We start from the raw sequence: 19,373 nt of genomic DNA, 5'->3' as shown, positions 1-19,373 counted from the left end.
CTAATTTTATGCTTTTTTTAGGAATTATATAATTTATCTTTGCGCTATAAAATCATGTTATGTCTGATACAACCATACGTACAAATAGTGAAGTAGTCCTTATAGGTGCTGGTATTATGAGCGCCACTTTAGGGTTAATCTTAAAAGAATTACAGCCAGATCTAAAAATTGAAATTTACGAAAGATTAGATATTGCTGCTGCCGAAAGTTCTGATGCTTGGAACAATGCAGGAACAGGTCATTCTGCTTTTTGTGAGCTTAATTATACTCCTGAAAGTGCTGATGGTAGTGTTGATCCTAAAAAAGCAATTAGTATTGCAGAATCTTTTGAAATTTCACGACAGTTTTGGGCTTACTTAGTGAAGCAAAATAAAGTTCCATCTCCAGAAAATTTTATTAAAAGTATTCCTCACCTGAGTTTTGTTTGGGGCGAAAAAAATGTAGACTATCTCAAAACAAGATTTGAGGCTTTACAGTCAAATCCTCTTTTTAAGCAAATGGTTTTTAGCACTGATTTTTCAGAGTTAAGCAAATGGATGCCTTTAGTTATGGAAGGCAGAAAAGATTCAGATAAAGTAGCCGCCACTTCGATGGCAATAGGTACCGATGTGAATTTTGGAGAGTTAACCCGGAGCATTTTTGGTTATTTAACAAAATTAGAAGGCGTAACCATTCATTTCAACCATGAAGTTCAAAAATTAAAACAACGAGAGGATAAATCTTGGAGAATAAAAATTACTGATTTGGCTTCAGGCCAAAAAAGGAAAGCATACACTAAGTTTGTTTTTATTGGAGCTGGCGGAGGCTCTTTACCCTTATTAGAAAAAGCAGATGTTCCTGAAGGAAAAGGGTATGGTGGATTTCCGGTAAGTGGACAATGGCTTAAATGTACTAATCCGGAAGTCATTGCAAAACACCAAGCCAAAGTGTATGGAAAAGCAAGTGTGGGTGCGCCACCAATGTCTGTTCCTCATATTGATTCCCGAATGATAAATGGAGAGAGACAGTTGCTTTTTGGTCCTTTTGCTGGTTTTTCCACTCGATTTTTAAAAAATGGTTCGTATTCTGATTTGCCTTTATCCATAAAAAGTGATAATATTATACCAATGATTGCTGCCGGTATAAAAAATATTCCGCTTACAAAATATTTGATTGAGCAAGTGCGTCAGTCTCCAAAAGACAGGATCAATGCTTTGAGAGAATATGTTCCAGGCGCTAAATCAAAAGACTGGGTTTTAGAACGAGCGGGACAACGGGTACAAGTTATCAAGAAAGATGAAAAAGGAGGTGGGATTCTGGAGTTTGGTACAGAAGTGATTACTACGGCCGATGGATCTTTATCTGTTTTGCTGGGTGCATCTCCCGGTGCATCAACTGCTGTTTCAATTATGGTAGATTTAATTGGAAGGTGTTTTAAGGAGCAATTTGAAACTCCGGAGTGGCAAGAAAAATTAAAAATAATGATTCCTTCTTATGGTCAAAAGTTGAATGATAATCCTATTTTATTAGAAGAAGTTAGAAAAGAAACGGCTGCTGTTTTAAAACTGAATAATTAGAAATTTTTCAAAATAAATAAGAGGCGTTGAATGGTAGACTTTATCTACTTTCAGCGCCTTTTTCTTTAATAATTTTTGTCGTTTTGACGATGCTTTGAGATAAATTAATTAACCAAATTAATTGTTCTATTACTAATTGTGCTTCCTGCATTTTCAATTGGAATGCCTCTTCATCAATAGGAAATCCTTCTTTTAGTTCTTTTTCTCGAATGCTTTTTAATTCTGAAAACCGCATCGCTAAATCTTCTTTTGGAAGGTTTGCTTGTAGGTTTAAGTTGTTGTCTTTCAGCAATGAAATAGCATTGTCTAGGTTTTTAAGAACAGTATCAACCACTACATTAAACGCTTCAGAAGCGCTTGTAGTTTTATGGGATTGAATGTAAGTGCCTAAAGAAGCTAAAGAGGATAAAAGCGAGTGATTTAAAACCGCTAGTTTATACACTTGGGGTAATTGTTTTTGTTTGGATTTAGGTTCTTGCACCATTCTTTGAAACGAAGCCATCAAATTCCCAACTTCGATGAATGCGTTTTTTCGTGCCAAACGATAGGAAGTAGAAATACTGCCTTTTTTGTTGTAAAAAATAGAAATTTCTTTTAGGTAATCTTGATTCGCCTTGATCGCTTTTTCTAAATAAACGGGTACGTTTAAAAATTCCCACGAAGGCCATAAAAAGTGAGTTGCTAAAAACGCTAAAACAGCTCCTACAACGGTATCTAATATTCGGTATTGAACTAAATCGCCTATGTTTGGGGTGACTATTCCATAAATAAAGACGACATACATGGTTATAAAAGTCGCACTTACCTTATAGTTTATTTGCGTAAAAGAGAATCCTAATAGCATACAAATTATGGAAAGAATACTGATGACCCTAATATCCTTAACGACAAAAAGGATTCCAAAAGCAATTAATCCGCCAAAAACAGTACCAATTATTCTATGAAAAGAACGGGCTTTTGTTAAGCCATAACCGGGTCTCATAATGACAATTATGGTCAGTAAAATCCAATATACATTGTGGAACGGTAAAATTTTTCCGATAATAAAACCGACCATCAATGTTATTGTTAACCGCAAAGAATGCCTGAAAATAGTTGAGGAAAAACTTAGGTTTTCGGTTAATGTAATCAACGGATAATACTGTGGTGTTAGAAATTTCTCTAAATCCTTATCAAGGCCTTTCAAATCGTACGAGTTAGAATTGAGCGTGAATGCACGTTCGACAATTTTTATTTTCTCTACTTGTTTTTCAGCATATTGTAACATGGTTGTCAACATAAAAACACCTTCTGATGCAGTATTTTTTTTTAAATCATTTTCATAATCTGCAATAGCAAGTTGCAAGGAATTCAAATCACGCAACAACGTATTTTTGGAAGTATACTTCGTATGCTTTTTAACACTTTTGGATAATTGCTTCAAACTTGCTGCTAAATTGTAAGCTAAACGTTGATAGCTTGATAAAACATTCGGATGGTCATCAAATTTTTGATGTAATTTATCATGATCGAATGCCGTAGATAAAGCGACTTCAAGAATTTCAACTAATGAAATAAAAACCAAAAGCATTTTACGATTTTGATTAGAAGAGCCGGAAGTAGTATGACTACTAATGAGCACTTCCCTTATGTTTTGGTGAATGGTATTTAGTTCGACCTGAAGATGCAATTGTTTTTCTATGATCGATTTTTTATCAGCATTTACAGTCCACAAATCACCCCGCAGTTTCAAGTATTTAGCAGTTAGTTTAATACAATCAGCAATTTGTAATTCGATATAACGATGTGGTCTTACGTAATGAAAAATAAGGGAAATTAAAAGGTAGAATAGACTGCCGGCAAGAATTAAACCTGAATGCAGTACCATTATCCAACCTGTGTTGATGCTGGCAAAGGCCAATGACACAGAAATCAAGCAAGAGAAAGAAACCATGGTGGCTCGCTGCCCATAAACGGATATCATCGATATCAGGAAAATCAATAAAGCTAAAAAAGGATAGAAAATCCACGATAAAGGATAAACGATATTAACTAGGAGATTAATACCAGACACCAGCAAAGCAGTGACAAAAATACCATTTATTTTGTGTTTTAAACTACTTGGAATATCACTTGGATACGTAAAAAATGCACCAAGAGCCATGGCAAAACCCATCTCAAATTTACCTATATAGGAAAATACTACAACCGGAATGACCGCCGCTATAGTAACTTTTACAGCATTCGTAAAATAAGTACTGTCGGCAAATTTTAGTATTTTATAAAACATATAATTGTATACGTGCAAAGGTAAGATTTGTATGAATTATACAAAGGATAAAAGGATGTCTTTTGCCTTAAAGTGTAAATATTAGCTAATTATTAAGAGAGGATTATTCATTGTCTATTTTTTTACTATTTTTGCAAACTGAAACAAATGGGAATATATTCCAAGTTCAGAAGATAATTTTTAATACGACACGATGATTTTACCAATTATAGGATATGGCGATCCGGTTTTAAGAAAGACAGGAGAAGTTGTTTCAAAGGAACATGAAAATTTGAAAGAAACGATTGCTAACATGTACGATACAATGTATAATGCCTATGGTGTTGGACTTGCTGCGCCACAAGTAGGATTAGCTCTTCGTTTATTTGTAATTGATACCACTCCTTTTAGTGATGATGAAGAATTAGGAGACGCGGAACAAAAAGAACTTAAAGGTTTTAAAAAAACGTTTATCAATGCAAAAATGATAAACGAGGAAGGCGAAGAATGGAGTTTTAATGAAGGCTGTTTGAGTATTCCTGATGTGCGTGAAGATGTATCTAGAAATCCAACAATAACGATTGAATACTGCGAGGAAGATTTTGTAATGAAAACCGAAGTTTTTGACGGGTTAATTGCTAGAGTTATTCAACATGAATACGATCACATTGAAGGAATTTTATTTACTGATAAAATATCTTCGCTAAAAAAACGATTGATTCAAAAGAAATTAAAAAATATATTAGAGGGAAAAACGTTCCAAGAGTACCGAATGAAATTTTTTGCCAAAAAGGGAAGATAAAAACACCGCACATAGCTTCTCTTGGTATGATTTTTGGTTTAAAACAGAAAAAATAGTAAGTCAAATTCTTAATAATAATTACAAAAAACATGAATTTAGAAAAAATATTAGCCATCTCAGGGAAACCGGGTTTATATGTATTGCAAGTACAAACGAGAACAGGATTTGTAGCCGAGTCATTAGTTGATGGTAAAAAAATCACAGTAAATTTGAAAAGTAACGTAAGTTTATTATCCGAAATCTCCATTTATACATACGAAGGTGAAAAACCATTAGCTGAAATTATCCAGAAAATGGCAGATAAAGAAAGCAAAGGTCCTGCACTGTCTCATAAAGAGGATAATGCAAAATTAATAGCGTATTTTAAAGAAATTTTACCGGATTATGATGAAGAAAGAGTTTATCCGTCAGACATCAAGAAAGTTTTAAACTGGTACAACATGCTACAAGCAAAAGGACTAATTGTTGATGCTGTACCAACTCCTGCTGTTGCAGATGAAGTAGTTAGTAGTTTAGATGAAATTCCAGCTACAGAAGTAAAAACTCCAGCAAAAAAAGTAAAAGCAAAAAAAGAATAATTTTGCTCTTACAATAATATTAAATCCTGTTTGCTGCGGCGAACAGGATTTTTTTTATTTTTACCAAAAACATTTTCAATGAATTCAAGACAAACCCAATTGCAAGCCTTTGAAAGATTATTAGACATTATGGATGAATTGCGTGAAAAATGTCCTTGGGACAAAAAGCAAACCATGCAAAGCTTGCGCCATTTAACTATTGAAGAGACGTATGAATTAGGAGATGCGATTTTAGATAATGATTTGACCGAGGTGAAGAAAGAATTAGGTGATTTGTTGTTGCATTTGGTTTTTTATGCAAAAATTGGAAGTGAAACCAATGATTTTGACATAGCCGATGTTTGCAATGAAATTTGCGACAAACTCATTCATCGTCATCCGCATATTTACAGTGATGTTGTGGTAAAAGATGAAGAAGAAGTCAAACAAAACTGGGAAAAACTAAAACTTAAAGAAGGTAAAAAATCTGTTTTAGAAGGTGTTCCAAGAAGTTTGCCTGCTTTGGTCAAAGCAAGTAGAATTCAGGATAAAGTAAAAGGTGTTGGATTTGATTGGGAAGAATCCCATCAGGTTTGGGATAAAGTACAAGAAGAATTAGAGGAATTACAAGTTGAGGTCGAGGCTGGAGATCAGGATAAAATTGAGGCGGAGTTTGGCGATGTTTTATTTTCAATGATTAATTATGCAAGATTCCTTAATGTGAATCCCGAAGATGCATTGGAACGTACCAATAAAAAATTCATTAAACGTTTTCAATATTTGGAGAGTAAAGCAGGACAATTAGGAAAACCTTTAATGGACATGACCCTCGCTGAAATGGATGTTTTTTGGGAAGAAGCAAAGCGGCTTCCGAAATAAATAGGAATTGAAAATCTGTGATTTTCAACTATTTAAATTTTGGGAAGAAGCGAAGCGGCTTGCGAAATAAATAGGAATTGAAAATCTGTGATTTTCAACTATTTAAATTTTGGGAAGAAGCGAAGCGGCTTGCGAAATAAATAGGAATTGAAAATCTGTGATTTTCACCTAATTAAATTTTGGGAAGAAGCGAAGCGGCTTCCGAAATAAATAGGAATTGAAAATCTATGATTTTCAACTATATTAATTTTGGGAAGAAGCGAAAAGATTATCGTGTTCAGTGTTTATTATTGTTAGTATGCAGAGAACAGAGAACAGAGAACAGAGAACAGAGAACAGAGAACAGAGAACAGAAAACAGAAAACAGAAAACAGAAAACAGAGAACAGAGAACAGAGAACAGAGAACAGAGAACAGAAAACAGAAAACAGAGAACAGAAAACAGAAAACAGAAAACAGAGAACAGAAAACAGAGAACAGAAAACAGAGAACACAATTATAAAAAACAATAGAAGCAATTAATTATCCAATGCCAGAAAATAAAACAGAATTAAAACGTTCCTTAGGATTACTCGATGCCACAAGTTTAGTTGCGGGTTCCATGATAGGATCAGGAATATTTATCGTAACGTCAGCCATGGCAAGAGATATTGGTTCTGCCGCTTGGTTATTAGTAATTTGGATTGTTACAGGTTTGATTACCGTTGCTGCAGCATTAAGTTATGGTGAATTGGCTGGAATGATGCCTAATGCGGGCGGACAATTTGTGTATATTCAGCGTGCTTACGGAAGGCTAATTTCTTTTCTTTATGGTTGGACTGTTTTTACGGTCATCCAAACGGGTGTTATTGCCGCCATTGCGGTTACTTTTGCTAATTATGCAGCAATATTCTTTCCTGTATTGGACAAGGTTCTTTTTACGGTTGGTGCCGGCTTTGTTTTTTCATACCAAAAAGTTTTGGCGATTTTCAGTATTATTTTGCTAACCTACATCAATACTAAAGGAGTTGAAAGCGGAAAAACTGTTCAATTAATATTCACTTCTGCAAAATTAATCGCTCTTTTTGCATTAATAATTTTAGGATTGTATGTGGGTTTAAACACTACTATTTTGTCTGATAATTTTGCCAATATGTGGGAAGCAAGTAAAACAGTTGCTAATCCAGATGGAACTATCACAGTAACAAAACTAGCTGGAATGGCACTTTTAGGAGCTGCAGGGGCCACAATTATCAATTCACTTTTTTCTAGTGATGCTTGGAATAATGTAACTTTTATTGCGGGAGAAATAAAAGATCCCAAAAGAAATATTCCACGAAGTCTCTTTCTAGGAACATTGATTGTTACGGTTATTTATGTTTTGGCAAACCTGGCTTACTTGGCCTTATTACCGCTTCAAGGAACTCCAGCCGCAGGTGACATTAGTAGTAATGGAATTATGTTCGCCAGTAACGATAGAGTAGGAGCGGCTGCAGCAAGTATGATTATGGGGAATATAGGCGTTTTTGTAATGGCGGCACTTATTATGGTTTCTACTTTTGGCTGTAATAGTGGACTTATTCTGTCGGGAGGAAGATTGTTCTTTGCTATGGCAAAAGATGGATTATTTTTTAAACAAGCCACTGAACTTAATAAAAATCAGGTTCCGGCTAAGGCCTTGTGGGTGCAATGCATTTGGGCTTGTGTACTGTGCGTTTCGGGAAAATTTGGGGATTTACTAACCTACGCTACTTTTGCATCGTTGTTGTTTTATATTTTAACAATTTTGGGCGTTTTTATCCTAAGGGTAAAAGAACCAAATGCTGAAAGACCGTATAAAGCGTTTGGCTACCCTATAGTTCCAGCAATTTATATTCTTGTGACAACAGGAATATGTCTCACTTTGCTCCTTTACGATACGTTCAATACGGGGTTAGGTTTGTGTATTGTCGCTCTTGGAATTCCTGTATATTATTTTGTTATGACTAAGAAGGAGTAAAAGAAGTACTCTTTTATTCTGCTACTTTTTTTAGCTTCGCAATATCCTGCAGAACGATTTTTTTGCCGGATAATTCAATCAAACCTAATTTCTTAAAGTCAGATAGTAAACGGATACAGCTTTCTGTGGCCGTGCCAATGATACTAGCTAATTCATCTCTGGAAAGTTGAATTCTTAGTGACTCATCTTCGTTTTTTCCAAAGGAATCATGTAAATAAAGGAGTGTTTCTGCTAATCTTTCTTTGACGGTTTTCTGTGCTAAATTAACCATGTGATCATCGGCTTCTTTTAGATCACCACAGATCGTTTTCATGACATTCATAGAAAACTGATTGTTCTTGTCAAAGTATCCCATTACGTCTGACTTTGGAATAAAACAAACTTGCATGTCTTCAAGAGCAACCGCACTCAAATTGACCGGTTCGTCACTAATCATGGATCGTTGTCCCAGTAATTCTCCTTTTGTAACTAATTTTACAATATGATCTTTACCATTTGCACTAAGTTTTGTCAGTTTGCAAATGCCGTCTTTAATGCAAAAAATACCATTTACATTTTCCCCTTCTTCAAATATAACTTCCCCTTTCTTAATAATATGGGATGTTTTGCAGTCGGAAAGTTTCAACAGTTCTTCTTTTGTAAGTGCTTTTAGTGAGCTAAATTCTCTGACGATGCATTGTTCACATTTGCTCATAATAATGATGTTTTTGGGTGACACAAAAGTAAGCCTTTAATATGATAAATGTCATGTTTTAATTAACAATTGTTTAGGTTCTTTGTTCTAGGTAAAATGAGCAAAGTTATGGACACACAAAACTGTTTCCATTGTGGTTTGAATATTGTAAAAGCAGAAGAAATAATTTTTGATGAAAAGAAATTTTGTTGTAACGGTTGTAAAACGGTATACGAAATTTTTAGTCTCAATGATCTGACGTGTTATTATGATTTTGAAAAATCCCCTGGAGCAACCCCGCAAGATATTAATGGTAAATATGATTTTTTAGACAATGAGAACATTGTATCCAAACTTTTGGAATTCCAAGAGAATTCGACCGCTATTATTTCACTTAACATTCCACATATTCATTGCAGCTCGTGTATTTGGATTTTGGAGAATTTACAGCGTCTTCAAAAGGGAATAAGTTCTTCGCAAGTTAACTTTCCTGAAAAGAAGGTTCGAATCACCTACAACCCGGAGGAAGTTTCAATCAAAACTATTGTTTATTTGTTGAGTTCCATTGGTTATGAGCCCTACATTAGTTTAGAAAATTATGAAACAGGTGCTAATAACGTTGATAGAAGTTTAACTTATAAATTGGGCGTTGCTTTCTTTTGTTTTGGAAATATCATGCTACTTTCCTTTCCAGAATATTTTGAAGTTAAAGAATATTGGCTGGATCAATACCGTGGTTTTTTTAGATGGTTGATTTTTGCTTTGGCACTCCCTAGTTTCTTTTACTCTGCGAGTGGGTATTATGTTTCTGCTTTTAAAAGTATGAGATCTAAAATGCTGAATATCGATATTCCTATTGCTTTAGGAATTGTTGTAATGTTTGTGCGTAGTACGTTTGATATTGTCATGGATTATGGTTCTGGTTTTTTCGATAGCTTAACTGGTTTAATTTTCTTTATGCTTTTGGGAAAAATGTTCCAAATTAAAACGTACAGTTTCTTGAGTTTTGAAAGAGATTTTAAATCCTATTTCCCAATCGCCATCACTAAAATTAATTCGGATTCTTTAGAAGAAAGTGTTCCTATTTATGAGGTAGAAAAAGGGGATAGACTCTTAATTAGAAATCAAGAACTAATTCCAGTTGATGGCATTTTAATTTCAGAAAAAGCCGAAATTGATTATAGTTTTGTCACTGGAGAAGCCATTCCTATAACCAAAAAATCAGGAGATAAAGTATTTGCAGGAGGAAAACAAATAGGGAAAGTGATTGAAATGGAAGTCTTGCATTCAGTTTCTCAAAGTTACTTGACACAATTATGGAGCAATGATGTTTTTCAAAAAAATGTCGTACAAAAACACAAGACCATTACCGATAGTATTTCTCGTTATTTTACTCCAATTCTCTTGTTAATTGCCTTTTCAGGATTTGGATATTGGATTTTCATAGATGCGAATATTGCTTTTAATGTTTTTACAGCAGTCCTCATTGTTGCGTGTCCCTGCGCATTGGCATTAACGGCGCCTTTTACTTTTGGTAATGTATTACGGATTTTGGGCAAACAGAAATTTTATCTCAAAAATGCGCTGGTGATTGAACAATTAGCGAAAGTAGATACCATTGTTTTTGATAAAACAGGAACAATTACAACTAATAAAAAATCCAACATTTCGTATGAAGGAGATATACTTTCCGACGAATATTTGCTGCTGATAAAAAATGTGTTGAGAGCTTCAAATCATCCGTTAAGCAGAATGTTATATGATTATTTGCCAATTTTAATTTTGACAAATACATCAGCGAATGATGCCAAAAAGTGGAGCGTGGGTGCTTTTGAGGAAATTACAGGCAAAGGAATGGAAGCTCATATTTTTGGCCACCAAATTCAAATAGGATCGGCTGCTTTTGTAGAGAAAACAGAAGAAAATAATCTGCAACAAACGTCAGTTCATATTAAGATTAATGGGGTTTATTACGGGAAATTCATTTTTAATAATCAATATAGAGATGGACTTGCCGCCCTTTTTAACAACTTAAGTAGTGGTTACCAAGTTAAAGTTTTATCTGGTGATAATGAAGGCGAACGGGGCACTCTTGAACAGCTTTTGCCGAAAGGCACGGAATTAATTTTCAATCAAAAACCAGAACAAAAATTAGAATTCATTAAGAATTTGCAAGATAAAGGGAATAACGTAATGATGGTAGGGGATGGATTAAATGATGCTGGAGCTTTGGCGCAAAGCAACGTAGGGATTTCGATTTCCGAAAACGTGAATGTTTTTTCGCCAGCCTGTGATGCAATTTTGGATGCGAATGAATTTCAAAAATTAAACTATTTTTTGAAGTTATCTAAGAACTCCATAACTACGATCAAAATGAGTTTTACTTTGTCTTTATTGTACAATGTGGTGGGATTAGCATTTGCTATCACAGGGAATTTATTGCCTTTAGTTGCCGCAATTATAATGCCTTTAAGCACGATAACAATTGTAAGTTTTGTAACCCTGATGAGTAGTTATTATGCAAGTAAAAAATAGAATTATATAAGTTTTTGGTTTTCGTTTTCACATAATTTTAACAATTATGTATAAGTATGACAAATGTCATATTTTACTCGGAAACGGAGAAGTAACTTTGTTAACACAAATTAAGGTATGAGTGTCATTTATTTATTAATCTCCATCAGTATACTAATCGCCATTGGGTTCTTTGTTGCTTTTATTACAGCAGTAAAAACCGGACAATATGACGATGATTATACGCCGTCAGTCAGAATGCTATTTGATGATGAGCTGTTAAAGTCAACTAAAAATGAAAATAAAGTTGAAAATAATGAGGAAAAGGAATTGGATATTTGAATCCAAAACTATTGACCTTGAACATTTAAATTAAAATAAAAACCAATTGAATTATGGAAATGCAGCAGTTTTATTATGACAACAAAATTGTAAAAAAATTCATTTACGCCACGATCCTTTTTGGAGTGGTAGGAATGCTAGTTGGGCTTACATTGGCCTTTATGTTTCTTTTTCCTAACATGACCGATGGTATTTCCTGGTTAAGTTATGGTCGGTTGAGGCCGCTACATACAAATGCTGTTATTTTTGCATTTGTGGGAAATGCTTTTTTTGCCGGAATGTATTATTCCATGCAGCGCTTGCTTAAAGCGAGAATGTTCAGTGATTTTTTAAGTAATGTTCACTTTTGGGGCTGGCAGATAATTATCGTTGCTGCGGCTATTACATTACCTTTAGGCTATAGTTCTTCAAAGGAATATGCTGAATTAGAGTGGCCAATTGATATTGCAATCACACTGATTTGGGTGGTAATGGGAATCAACATGATTGGTACCATGATTAAACGAAGAGAACGCCATTTATATGTTGCGATTTGGTTTTATTTAGCAACATTCGTTACGGTAGCGGTTTTGCATATTTTCAATAATTTAGAATTACCGGTTTCTGCATTTAAAAGTTACTCTGTTTATGCAGGTGTTCAAGACGCTTTAGTGCAATGGTGGTATGGACATAACGCAGTAGCTTTTTTCTTGACGACTCCTTTCTTAGGACTGATGTATTATTTTGTTCCAAAAGCGGCTAATCGTCCGGTTTATTCTTATAGGCTTTCAATTGTTCACTTCTGGTCCTTAATTTTTATTTACATCTGGGCTGGACCGCACCACTTATTGTATTCTGCATTGCCAAACTGGGCACAGAATTTAGGTGTTGCCTTTTCGATAATGTTGCTAGCACCATCTTGGGGTGGTATGATAAACGGTCTTTTAACGTTAAGAGGTGTTTGGGATAAGGTACGAGTAGATCCTGTTTTAAAATTCTTTGTTGTAGCTATTACAGGGTATGGAATGGCCACTTTTGAAGGGCCAATGTTGTCTCTTAAAAATGTCAATGCTATTGCACATTACACGGATTGGATTATTGCTCACGTTCACGTAGGTGCTCTGGCGTGGAATGGATTTATGGCTTTCGGTATGATTTATTGGTTGGTTCCTAGAATGGCTAAAACGAACTTATACTCTTTGAAATTAGCTAACTTTCACTTTTGGATAGGTACTTTAGGGATTATATTGTATACGATTCCAATGTATGTAGCTGGCTTTTTACAAGCTTCTATGTGGAAACAGTTTAACCCAGACGGAACTTTAACTTATGGTAACTTTCTGGAAACTGTTACTCAAATTATGCCTATGTATTGGATGAGAGCGATTGGTGGAACCCTATATTTAACGGGAATGCTTGTTTTAGTCTATAACATTGTTCAAACTCTGAGAGCAGGATCTACAATTGAAGATGAATTAGCCGAAGCTCCAGCTTTAATAAGAATTAGCTCTGGAAGAATAAAAGGAGAAAAATTTCATCCTTGGTTAGAAAGAAAACCGATTCAATTAACAATTTTAGCTACAGTAGCTATTTTAATTGGAGGTGTGATTCAGATTGTACCTACTATTATGGTAAAATCTAATATTCCAACAATTACGAGCGTAAAACCCTATTCTCCTTTAGAACTAGAAGGTCGTGATTTATACATTCGCGAAGGTTGTGTAGGTTGTCACTCTCAATCTGTTCGTCCTTTTAGAAGTGAAGTGGAACGTTACGGGCCACAATCTAAGGCAGGTGAGTTTGTTTACGATCATCCATTTTTATGGGGATCAAAACGTACAGGACCAGATTTATTAAGAGTAGGTGGTAAATACAATGACAACTGGCACTTTAACCATTTCTGGAATCCACAAAGTATATCTGCAGGTTCAATTATGCCAGGATACAAGTGGTTATTTGATAACAAGCCAATGGATATTTCTTTGACTCAAAAGAAAATGCAAGCAATGGTTACACTAGGAGTACCTTATACAGAGGCTCAAGTGGCAAGTGGTCTAGATGATTTGAGAAAACAAGCTGTTTCAATTGAAGAAAACTTGAAAAACGATCCTGACTTTGTTAAAAGTTATGTGGAAAGCAAGAAAAAAGCAGCAGCAAGAGGAGAAAAATTTGTCCCAATGAATGAAAGAGAAATTGTAGCTCTGATTGCATATATGCAAAGACTTGGAACGGACATTAAAGTTAAAAATAGTGCTAAAAATTAAGAGTCATGTTTGAACAAATAAAACACAATATGGAGACAATCGATGGCGTGTCGATATATCCCATCTTATCATTATTAATTTTTTTCTTCTTCTTTGTAGGACTAGGGATCTGGGTTTTCTCCTATAAGAAAGAAACAATTGATGAATTGAGTGAAATTCCATTGAAAGACAATTAAAAAGTATAATTTTTTAAAATTTAGAGAATGAAAAAATTTATTCCAGCATACGTTAGTGTAACCGTTATTTTCTTTGCTGTATTTGGAGCAATCGAATTCTTTATAGACTCAGGAGACCGACCTGCTTTTATAAAATTTCCAATGGTTTCACTATTCTTATTTGTATTTCTTTTTCTTATTATCGCAATAGAAATTACAATGACAGCAGTAGATAATATCACTTATCATTTATTGACAGAAGAAGAAAAAATCAAATTAAATGAAACAAATAATTTGAGCTTCAAGGATAAAGAATGGTATAAAAAATTAATGGAAAAATTGACTAAAACAGCTCCATTAGCTGATGAGGGTCAATTATTACTGGACCATGACTACGATGGCATCAAAGAATTAGATAACAATTTGCCACCATGGTGGGTCTATTTATTCTACGCTTCAATAATTTTTGGAGTAGTATATATGGTTAGATTTGAAATTTTAGGTGCTGATAATCAGGAAATGGAACTTAAAAAAGAAATCGCCCAAGCTAAAATTGAAGTCGCAGAGTACATGAAAACTGCTCCAGATATGATGGATGAAAAAACAGTTACTTTGTTAACGGACCCTGCAGATTTAGCGGCAGGAAAAGTAATATTTACTACTAATTGCGCTGCTTGTCACAGAGCAGATGGTGGAGGGCAAATTGGACCTAATCTAACTGATGATCAATGGATTTTAGGTGGTGGAATAAAAAATGTTTTTCATACACTTGTAAATGGAGGACGTGATGGAAAAGGAATGATTTCTTGGAAAGGAACTTTGAAACCTAAAGAGATGCAAAAAGTAGCCAGCTATATTCTATCCTTAAAAGGAAGTAATCCTGCTGATCCTAAAGCGCCAGAAGGAGAAGTTTGGGTAGATGAGAATGCAAAAGTTGCAGTTAAATAAAAATTATAAACACACGTTTTTACTTAACTTAAGAATAGTACTAATTATTTGAACAGTGTTTTAAATAAAAAAGAAATGTCAAAATTACCAGATGAAGCTTTTAGAGATACTATTGGAACAATCGACGAGGAGGGCAACCGAAAATTTATTTTTCCCAAAAAACCTTCCGGAAAGTTTTATGATTACAGGAAATGGGTTAGCTATTTTTTACTGATTGTACTTGTTGCAAATCCATTTGTAAAAATCAATGGCAACCAGTTCATGATGTTCAATATTTTGGAGCGACGATTTAATATTTTCGGATTTCCTTTTTGGCCACAGGATTTTTATCTTTTTGTTCTTTTCATGATTGTGGGGATTGTTTTTGTTATCTTATTTACCGTTATTTTTGGGCGAATTTTTTGTGGATGGATTTGCCCGCAAACCATTTTTCTAGAAATGGTTTTCCGCAGAATAGAATATTGGATTGAAGGAGATCGAGGCGCTCAAATCCGTTTAGAAAAACAGGAGTGGAATGTAGAGAAAATCAGAAAGAAAGCGCTTAAATGGACTTTATTTTTAATTATCTCCTTTTTTATTGCCAATGTTTTCCTGGCTTATCTTATCAGTAGCGACAAGCTATTTTTGATGATTGAAGAAGGGCCTGCAAAGCATATCAGTACCCTAGTTTCCTTGTTGATTTTTACGGGTGTGTTTTACTTTATTTTTGCATGGTTTAGAGAGCAGGTTTGTATTATTGCCTGTCCTTACGGCAGATTGCAAGGTGTTTTGTTAGACGATAAATCAATCAATGTTGCTTATGATTTTGTTCGAGGCGAAAAAGAAGCCGGCAGAGCCAAATTTAACAAGCAAGAAGACAGAGCATCAACTGGAAAAGGAGATTGCATTGATTGCAAACAGTGTGTAAATGTTTGTCCTACCGGAATCGACATTCGAAACGGAACGCAGATGGAATGTGTCAATTGTACCGCCTGTATTGATGAGTGTGATACAATTATGGAAAATGTGGGTTTACCCAAAGGACTTATTCGTTATGCCTCTGAAGAAGAAATTGAGAAAAACGCAAAGTTTAAGTTTACTCCAAGAATGAAAGGTTACTCAGCTGTATTATTTATTTTAACGGGTATTTTAATTGGACTTTTGTTCCTGCGGACTGATGTCGAAGCGACGATCTTGAGATTACCAGGACAGTTGTTTCAACACAAAGGGGATAATATCAGCAATATTTACACTTTTAAAATTATAAATAAAACTAACAATGATTTTAATGACATTCATTTTAAATTAGTTGGTATAAAAGGAACTTTAAAAGTAGTTGGAAAACAAGCTTTAAAAGTACCTAAACAAGGAATGAGTGGCGGAACCTTGTTTGTTGAAATTAATAACAGCGTATTGGACAGTGATAAAACAAAGCTGAAAATAGAAGTGTACAACGGAAAAGAAAAAATCGAAACCAGTACCACTAGCTTTTTAAGTCCGCGAAGTTTTGACTGATGTCAAACGAGTTGAAATTTATAAATTGAATAGTATGAAAATTAATTGGGGAACAGCAATTGTCATTGCTTTTGGGTTGTTTATGACCTTCATTTTGTATTTTGTTTTTATGGTTCAGTCGGATTCGAAATACGATAATGATTTGGTCGTGGAGGAATATTATAAACATGATGCTCGTTTTGGCGAGGAAATGGAACGGGTTCAAAATGCAGAGGATTTAAAAGCAAAGCCAATCGTAACGGCTGGAGCATCTGGAATTACAATTGTTTTTCCAACTGTATTTGTTCCAATAAATATTAAAGGAAAAGTGTCCCTTTATAGACCGTCTAATAAAAAATTAGATTTTGAGATTCCAATTTCATTATCTGATGCTACTACTTTGCTCATACCTAAAAAAAGTTTGGCAGGCGGTCGCTGGGACATTAATATGGAATGGCAATATGAGGGTAAATCTTATTTGTCTAAAGAAACAATATATATCAATTAGTCAAGAAGCTTAAATCTTTTAAGGTTACCGTAAACTTTAAGACTTTCGACTTCTGGACATCAAGCTATAAAAATGCTTTACTCTGCCTTCATTTTCGGTTTAATAAGTAGTTTTCATTGCATTGGAATGTGTGGTCCTATTGCGATGATGTTACCCGTAGATCGCACTAATCAGACTAAAAAAGCAATCCAAATCATCACGTATCATTTAGGAAGATTAACGGCTTATGGTACCATTGGCTTTGTTTTTGGATTGTTGGGAAAAGGATTTCTATTGGCTGGTCTGCAGCAGAATTTATCGATATTTATTGGTGTAGCCATGATTAGTGTTGTTTTAATTCCAGACAAAATTTTTGCGAAGTACAACTTTTCAAAACCGGTTTTTAAATTAATTTCTAAAATCAAAACTGCTTTAGGAAGTCAGTTTAGAAACAAGAGTTTTAAATCCCTCTTTACTATTGGTTTGCTAAATGGTTTTTTGCCTTGCGGAATGGTTTATGTCGCTTTATTTGGTGCTATTGCTATGCAAAGCGAAAGTTTGGGCGTTTTATACATGATTTTATTTGGATTAGGAACGGTTCCTTTGATGAGCAGTGTGGTATATATCAACTCCTTTATTACCGTGCCTATTCGCAATAGAATCCAAAAAACGATTCCTTATGTGGCAATAGCTATTGGTTGTTTATTTATTTTAAGAGGATTGGGATTGGGCATTCCTTATATTTCCCCATCGAATATGAGCTTGTTTATTCAAGCTGATCCAAATTGTCACTAACTTATTTGTGATTTTTCATATAAAAAGCACGCTGAATGGCGTGCTTTTTATATGAAAAAGTTTAAAAAATTATATTGTCATCGAAAACAATTGGGTTTCTGGCGCTTTTCTTTTCAATCGCAAATCAAATGCCATACAAATATTACGGACATAAGGTTTGCCGTTTTCTGTGACCTCGATGCTGTTTTTAGTTGTAATTAATAAGCCGTCGTTTTCCATTTCTTTTAACTGATGTACTATTTTGGGGATTTCATTAAAATAGCCTTCCGTATCATTCCAAGAGGTTTTAAATTGGCACATCAAATTCAAAATATGTTTTCTTATGATGAGGTCTTCTTTGGTCAATACGTGTCCTCTAAAAACAGGTAATTTATCCCATTCTAATATTTGATAATAATCTTCTAGATTTTTTACATTTTGAGCAAAACTGTACCAACTATCACTAATAGCTGAAACACCTAAGCCAATCATCAACTGCGTTTTAGAGGAACTGTATCCCATAAAATTGCGATGGAGTGTGCCATTTTGAAATGCTTCATACAAACTGTCCGTTTCTAAGGCAAAATGATCCATTCCAATTTCATGATAGCCGTTTTCGAAAAGTAATTTTTTACCAGTTTCATATAACATTCTTTTTTTGTCGTCTTTTGGAATGTCCTCATCTTTAAATCCGCGTTGTCCATTTCCTTTAATCCAAGGAACATGAGCATAACTATAAAACGCCAATCGATCCGGCTGTAGTGATTTTGTTTTCTCAATGGTATCAACAATATCTTCGACTTCCTGAAATGGCAAACCAAAAATAATATCGTGGCCAATAGAAGTATACCCAATTTCTCTAGCCCAAAACGTCACTTTTGCAACATTATGGAAGGGCTGTTCTCTATGAATTGCTTTTTGAACCTTTACGGAGTAATCCTGCACGCCAAAGCTCACTCTTCTAAAACCTAAATCATATAGCTTTTGCAAATGTTCGTGGGAGGTATTGTTAGGATGTCCTTCAAAACTAAATTCATAATTAGGCGCTTTCGTGGCATAAGTGAAAATACCGTTTATTAAGTCTTCTAAGTTTTTAGTGGAGAAAAAAGTAGGAGTACCGCCGCCTAAATGGATTTCTTTTATACTTGGTTTTTCTCCAAGGATTTTACAGTAAATGGCCCATTCTTTCAATACTGCTTCGATGTAAGGATGTTCTACGCTGTGGTTTTTTGTGATGCGCTTGTTACAGCCACAAAAAGTGCATAAACTTTCGCAAAACGGCAAATGAATATAAAGACTAATACCTTCTGATCCATTACTTTCTATAAATGATTTTTTTAGAGTTGCTGTCCAAGCCTCGTATGAAAAATCAACTTCATCCCAATAGGGTACGGTAGGATAACTAGTGTATCGAGGTCCGGGAACATTGTATTTTTGAATTAAAGAATGTTTCATAGTAAAAGGGTTTAGTATGACCAAAAGTACTATTAAGTCTAAAGATGTAAAATGATAATTATCATATTAAAAACGGCGCAAAACAAGAGACTCAACGGAAGCCCTTTTTTGAATACTATTTACTTATGGTTTTGAAGACAACCTTCAATAATTTTTTTCCATTTTTTTGTTAATTAATGGTTTTCAAATAAACGGAGTAGTCCCATTTGATCGTTTTCAATTGCATAAAATAAAGCGAAATCTGTTATGTTATTTTCTTTATTGTGAAATTCTAATGCTTTTCAATGGAT

The 19,373-nt window shown here is 34.4% G+C and carries 17 protein-coding genes; 14 read left to right on the top strand and 3 right to left on the bottom strand.

What is annotated here, in order from left to right:
- The first annotated feature begins 59 nt into the window (after window positions 1–59).
- On the top strand, window positions 60–1,556 hold the full coding sequence (locus BUA03_RS04825) for a malate:quinone oxidoreductase (RefSeq protein ID WP_066078243.1): 1,497 nt from the start codon (window positions 60–62) through the stop codon (window positions 1,554–1,556).
- A 40-nt stretch (window positions 1,557–1,596) separates the two neighbouring features.
- Here BUA03_RS04825 and BUA03_RS04820 read toward each other — a convergent pair whose 3' ends face one another.
- Window positions 1,597–3,825, bottom strand: coding sequence for an FUSC family protein (locus BUA03_RS04820; protein WP_066078246.1), 2,229 nt, complete (start codon window positions 3,823–3,825; stop codon window positions 1,597–1,599).
- 193 nt (window positions 3,826–4,018) lie between these two features.
- Between BUA03_RS04820 and def the strand changes: the two genes are divergently transcribed.
- The 5 genes from def (at window position 4,019) to BUA03_RS04795 (ending at window position 8,019) form a co-directional block, all read left to right on the top strand.
- The gene (gene def, locus BUA03_RS04815) at window positions 4,019–4,606 is read left to right on the top strand and encodes a peptide deformylase (protein WP_066078249.1); all 588 of its coding nucleotides are present in this window, start codon (window positions 4,019–4,021) and stop codon (window positions 4,604–4,606) included.
- 89 nt (window positions 4,607–4,695) lie between these two features.
- The gene (locus BUA03_RS04810) at window positions 4,696–5,184 is read left to right on the top strand and encodes a DUF5606 family protein (RefSeq protein WP_066078252.1); all 489 of its coding nucleotides are present in this window, start codon (window positions 4,696–4,698) and stop codon (window positions 5,182–5,184) included.
- 78 nt (window positions 5,185–5,262) lie between these two features.
- The gene (mazG, locus tag BUA03_RS04805) at window positions 5,263–6,042 is read left to right on the top strand and encodes a nucleoside triphosphate pyrophosphohydrolase (RefSeq protein WP_066078256.1); all 780 of its coding nucleotides are present in this window, start codon (window positions 5,263–5,265) and stop codon (window positions 6,040–6,042) included.
- 227 nt (window positions 6,043–6,269) lie between these two features.
- Window positions 6,270–6,563, top strand: a complete 294-nt coding sequence (locus BUA03_RS16625) for a hypothetical protein (protein WP_175542098.1) — start codon at window positions 6,270–6,272, stop codon at window positions 6,561–6,563.
- Between the two features lie 7 nt (window positions 6,564–6,570).
- A complete protein-coding gene (locus tag BUA03_RS04795) occupies window positions 6,571–8,019 on the top strand; it encodes an APC family permease (protein ID WP_066078259.1) in 1,449 nt (482 codons plus the stop codon).
- 13 nt (window positions 8,020–8,032) lie between these two features.
- On the opposite strand, the gene BUA03_RS04790 is transcribed toward BUA03_RS04795, so the two are convergent.
- Window positions 8,033–8,713 (bottom strand): Crp/Fnr family transcriptional regulator, encoded by a 681-nt coding sequence (locus BUA03_RS04790; protein ID WP_066078263.1) that lies wholly within the window; start codon window positions 8,711–8,713, stop codon window positions 8,033–8,035.
- Window positions 8,714–8,821: 108 nt separating this feature from the next.
- On the opposite strand from BUA03_RS04790, the gene BUA03_RS04785 reads away from it, so the two are divergent.
- The 8 genes from BUA03_RS04785 (at window position 8,822) to BUA03_RS04750 (ending at window position 17,649) form a co-directional block, all read left to right on the top strand.
- Window positions 8,822–11,227: a heavy metal translocating P-type ATPase gene (locus BUA03_RS04785; protein ID WP_066078895.1), complete on the top strand. Its 2,406-nt coding sequence runs from the start codon at window positions 8,822–8,824 to the stop codon at window positions 11,225–11,227.
- 117 nt (window positions 11,228–11,344) lie between these two features.
- The gene (gene ccoS / locus BUA03_RS04780; protein ID WP_066078268.1) at window positions 11,345–11,548 is read left to right on the top strand and encodes a cbb3-type cytochrome oxidase assembly protein CcoS; all 204 of its coding nucleotides are present in this window, start codon (window positions 11,345–11,347) and stop codon (window positions 11,546–11,548) included.
- Between the two features lie 53 nt (window positions 11,549–11,601).
- Window positions 11,602–13,791 carry a cytochrome-c oxidase, cbb3-type subunit I gene (gene ccoN / locus BUA03_RS04775; RefSeq protein WP_066078271.1) on the top strand — a complete coding sequence of 730 codons (2,190 nt, stop codon included), beginning with the start codon at window positions 11,602–11,604 and terminating at the stop codon, window positions 13,789–13,791.
- Between the two features lie 5 nt (window positions 13,792–13,796).
- Complete coding sequence (locus BUA03_RS04770) at window positions 13,797–13,967, top strand: CcoQ/FixQ family Cbb3-type cytochrome c oxidase assembly chaperone (RefSeq protein WP_072675714.1); 171 nt, start codon at window positions 13,797–13,799, stop codon at window positions 13,965–13,967.
- Between the two features lie 27 nt (window positions 13,968–13,994).
- On the top strand, window positions 13,995–14,894 hold the full coding sequence (locus BUA03_RS04765; RefSeq protein WP_066078274.1) for a cbb3-type cytochrome c oxidase N-terminal domain-containing protein: 900 nt from the start codon (window positions 13,995–13,997) through the stop codon (window positions 14,892–14,894).
- A gap of 75 nt (window positions 14,895–14,969) precedes the next feature.
- Window positions 14,970–16,388, top strand: coding sequence for a cytochrome c oxidase accessory protein CcoG (ccoG, locus tag BUA03_RS04760; protein WP_066078898.1), 1,419 nt, complete (start codon window positions 14,970–14,972; stop codon window positions 16,386–16,388).
- A gap of 34 nt (window positions 16,389–16,422) precedes the next feature.
- The gene (locus tag BUA03_RS04755) at window positions 16,423–16,875 is read left to right on the top strand and encodes a FixH family protein (RefSeq protein ID WP_066078901.1); all 453 of its coding nucleotides are present in this window, start codon (window positions 16,423–16,425) and stop codon (window positions 16,873–16,875) included.
- Between the two features lie 72 nt (window positions 16,876–16,947).
- Window positions 16,948–17,649 carry a sulfite exporter TauE/SafE family protein gene (locus BUA03_RS04750; RefSeq protein ID WP_066078277.1) on the top strand — a complete coding sequence of 234 codons (702 nt, stop codon included), beginning with the start codon at window positions 16,948–16,950 and terminating at the stop codon, window positions 17,647–17,649.
- A gap of 69 nt (window positions 17,650–17,718) precedes the next feature.
- On the opposite strand, the gene hemN is transcribed toward BUA03_RS04750, so the two are convergent.
- A complete protein-coding gene (gene hemN, locus BUA03_RS04745; protein ID WP_066078280.1) occupies window positions 17,719–19,083 on the bottom strand; it encodes an oxygen-independent coproporphyrinogen III oxidase in 1,365 nt (454 codons plus the stop codon).
- Window positions 19,084–19,373: the final 290 nt, after the last annotated feature.

The organism is Flavobacterium fryxellicola (assembly GCF_900143245.1).
In the GTDB taxonomy this organism is placed as follows: Bacteria; Bacteroidota; Bacteroidia; order Flavobacteriales; family Flavobacteriaceae; genus Flavobacterium; species Flavobacterium fryxellicola.
This window is presented reverse-complemented; position numbering and strand designations above follow the sequence as displayed.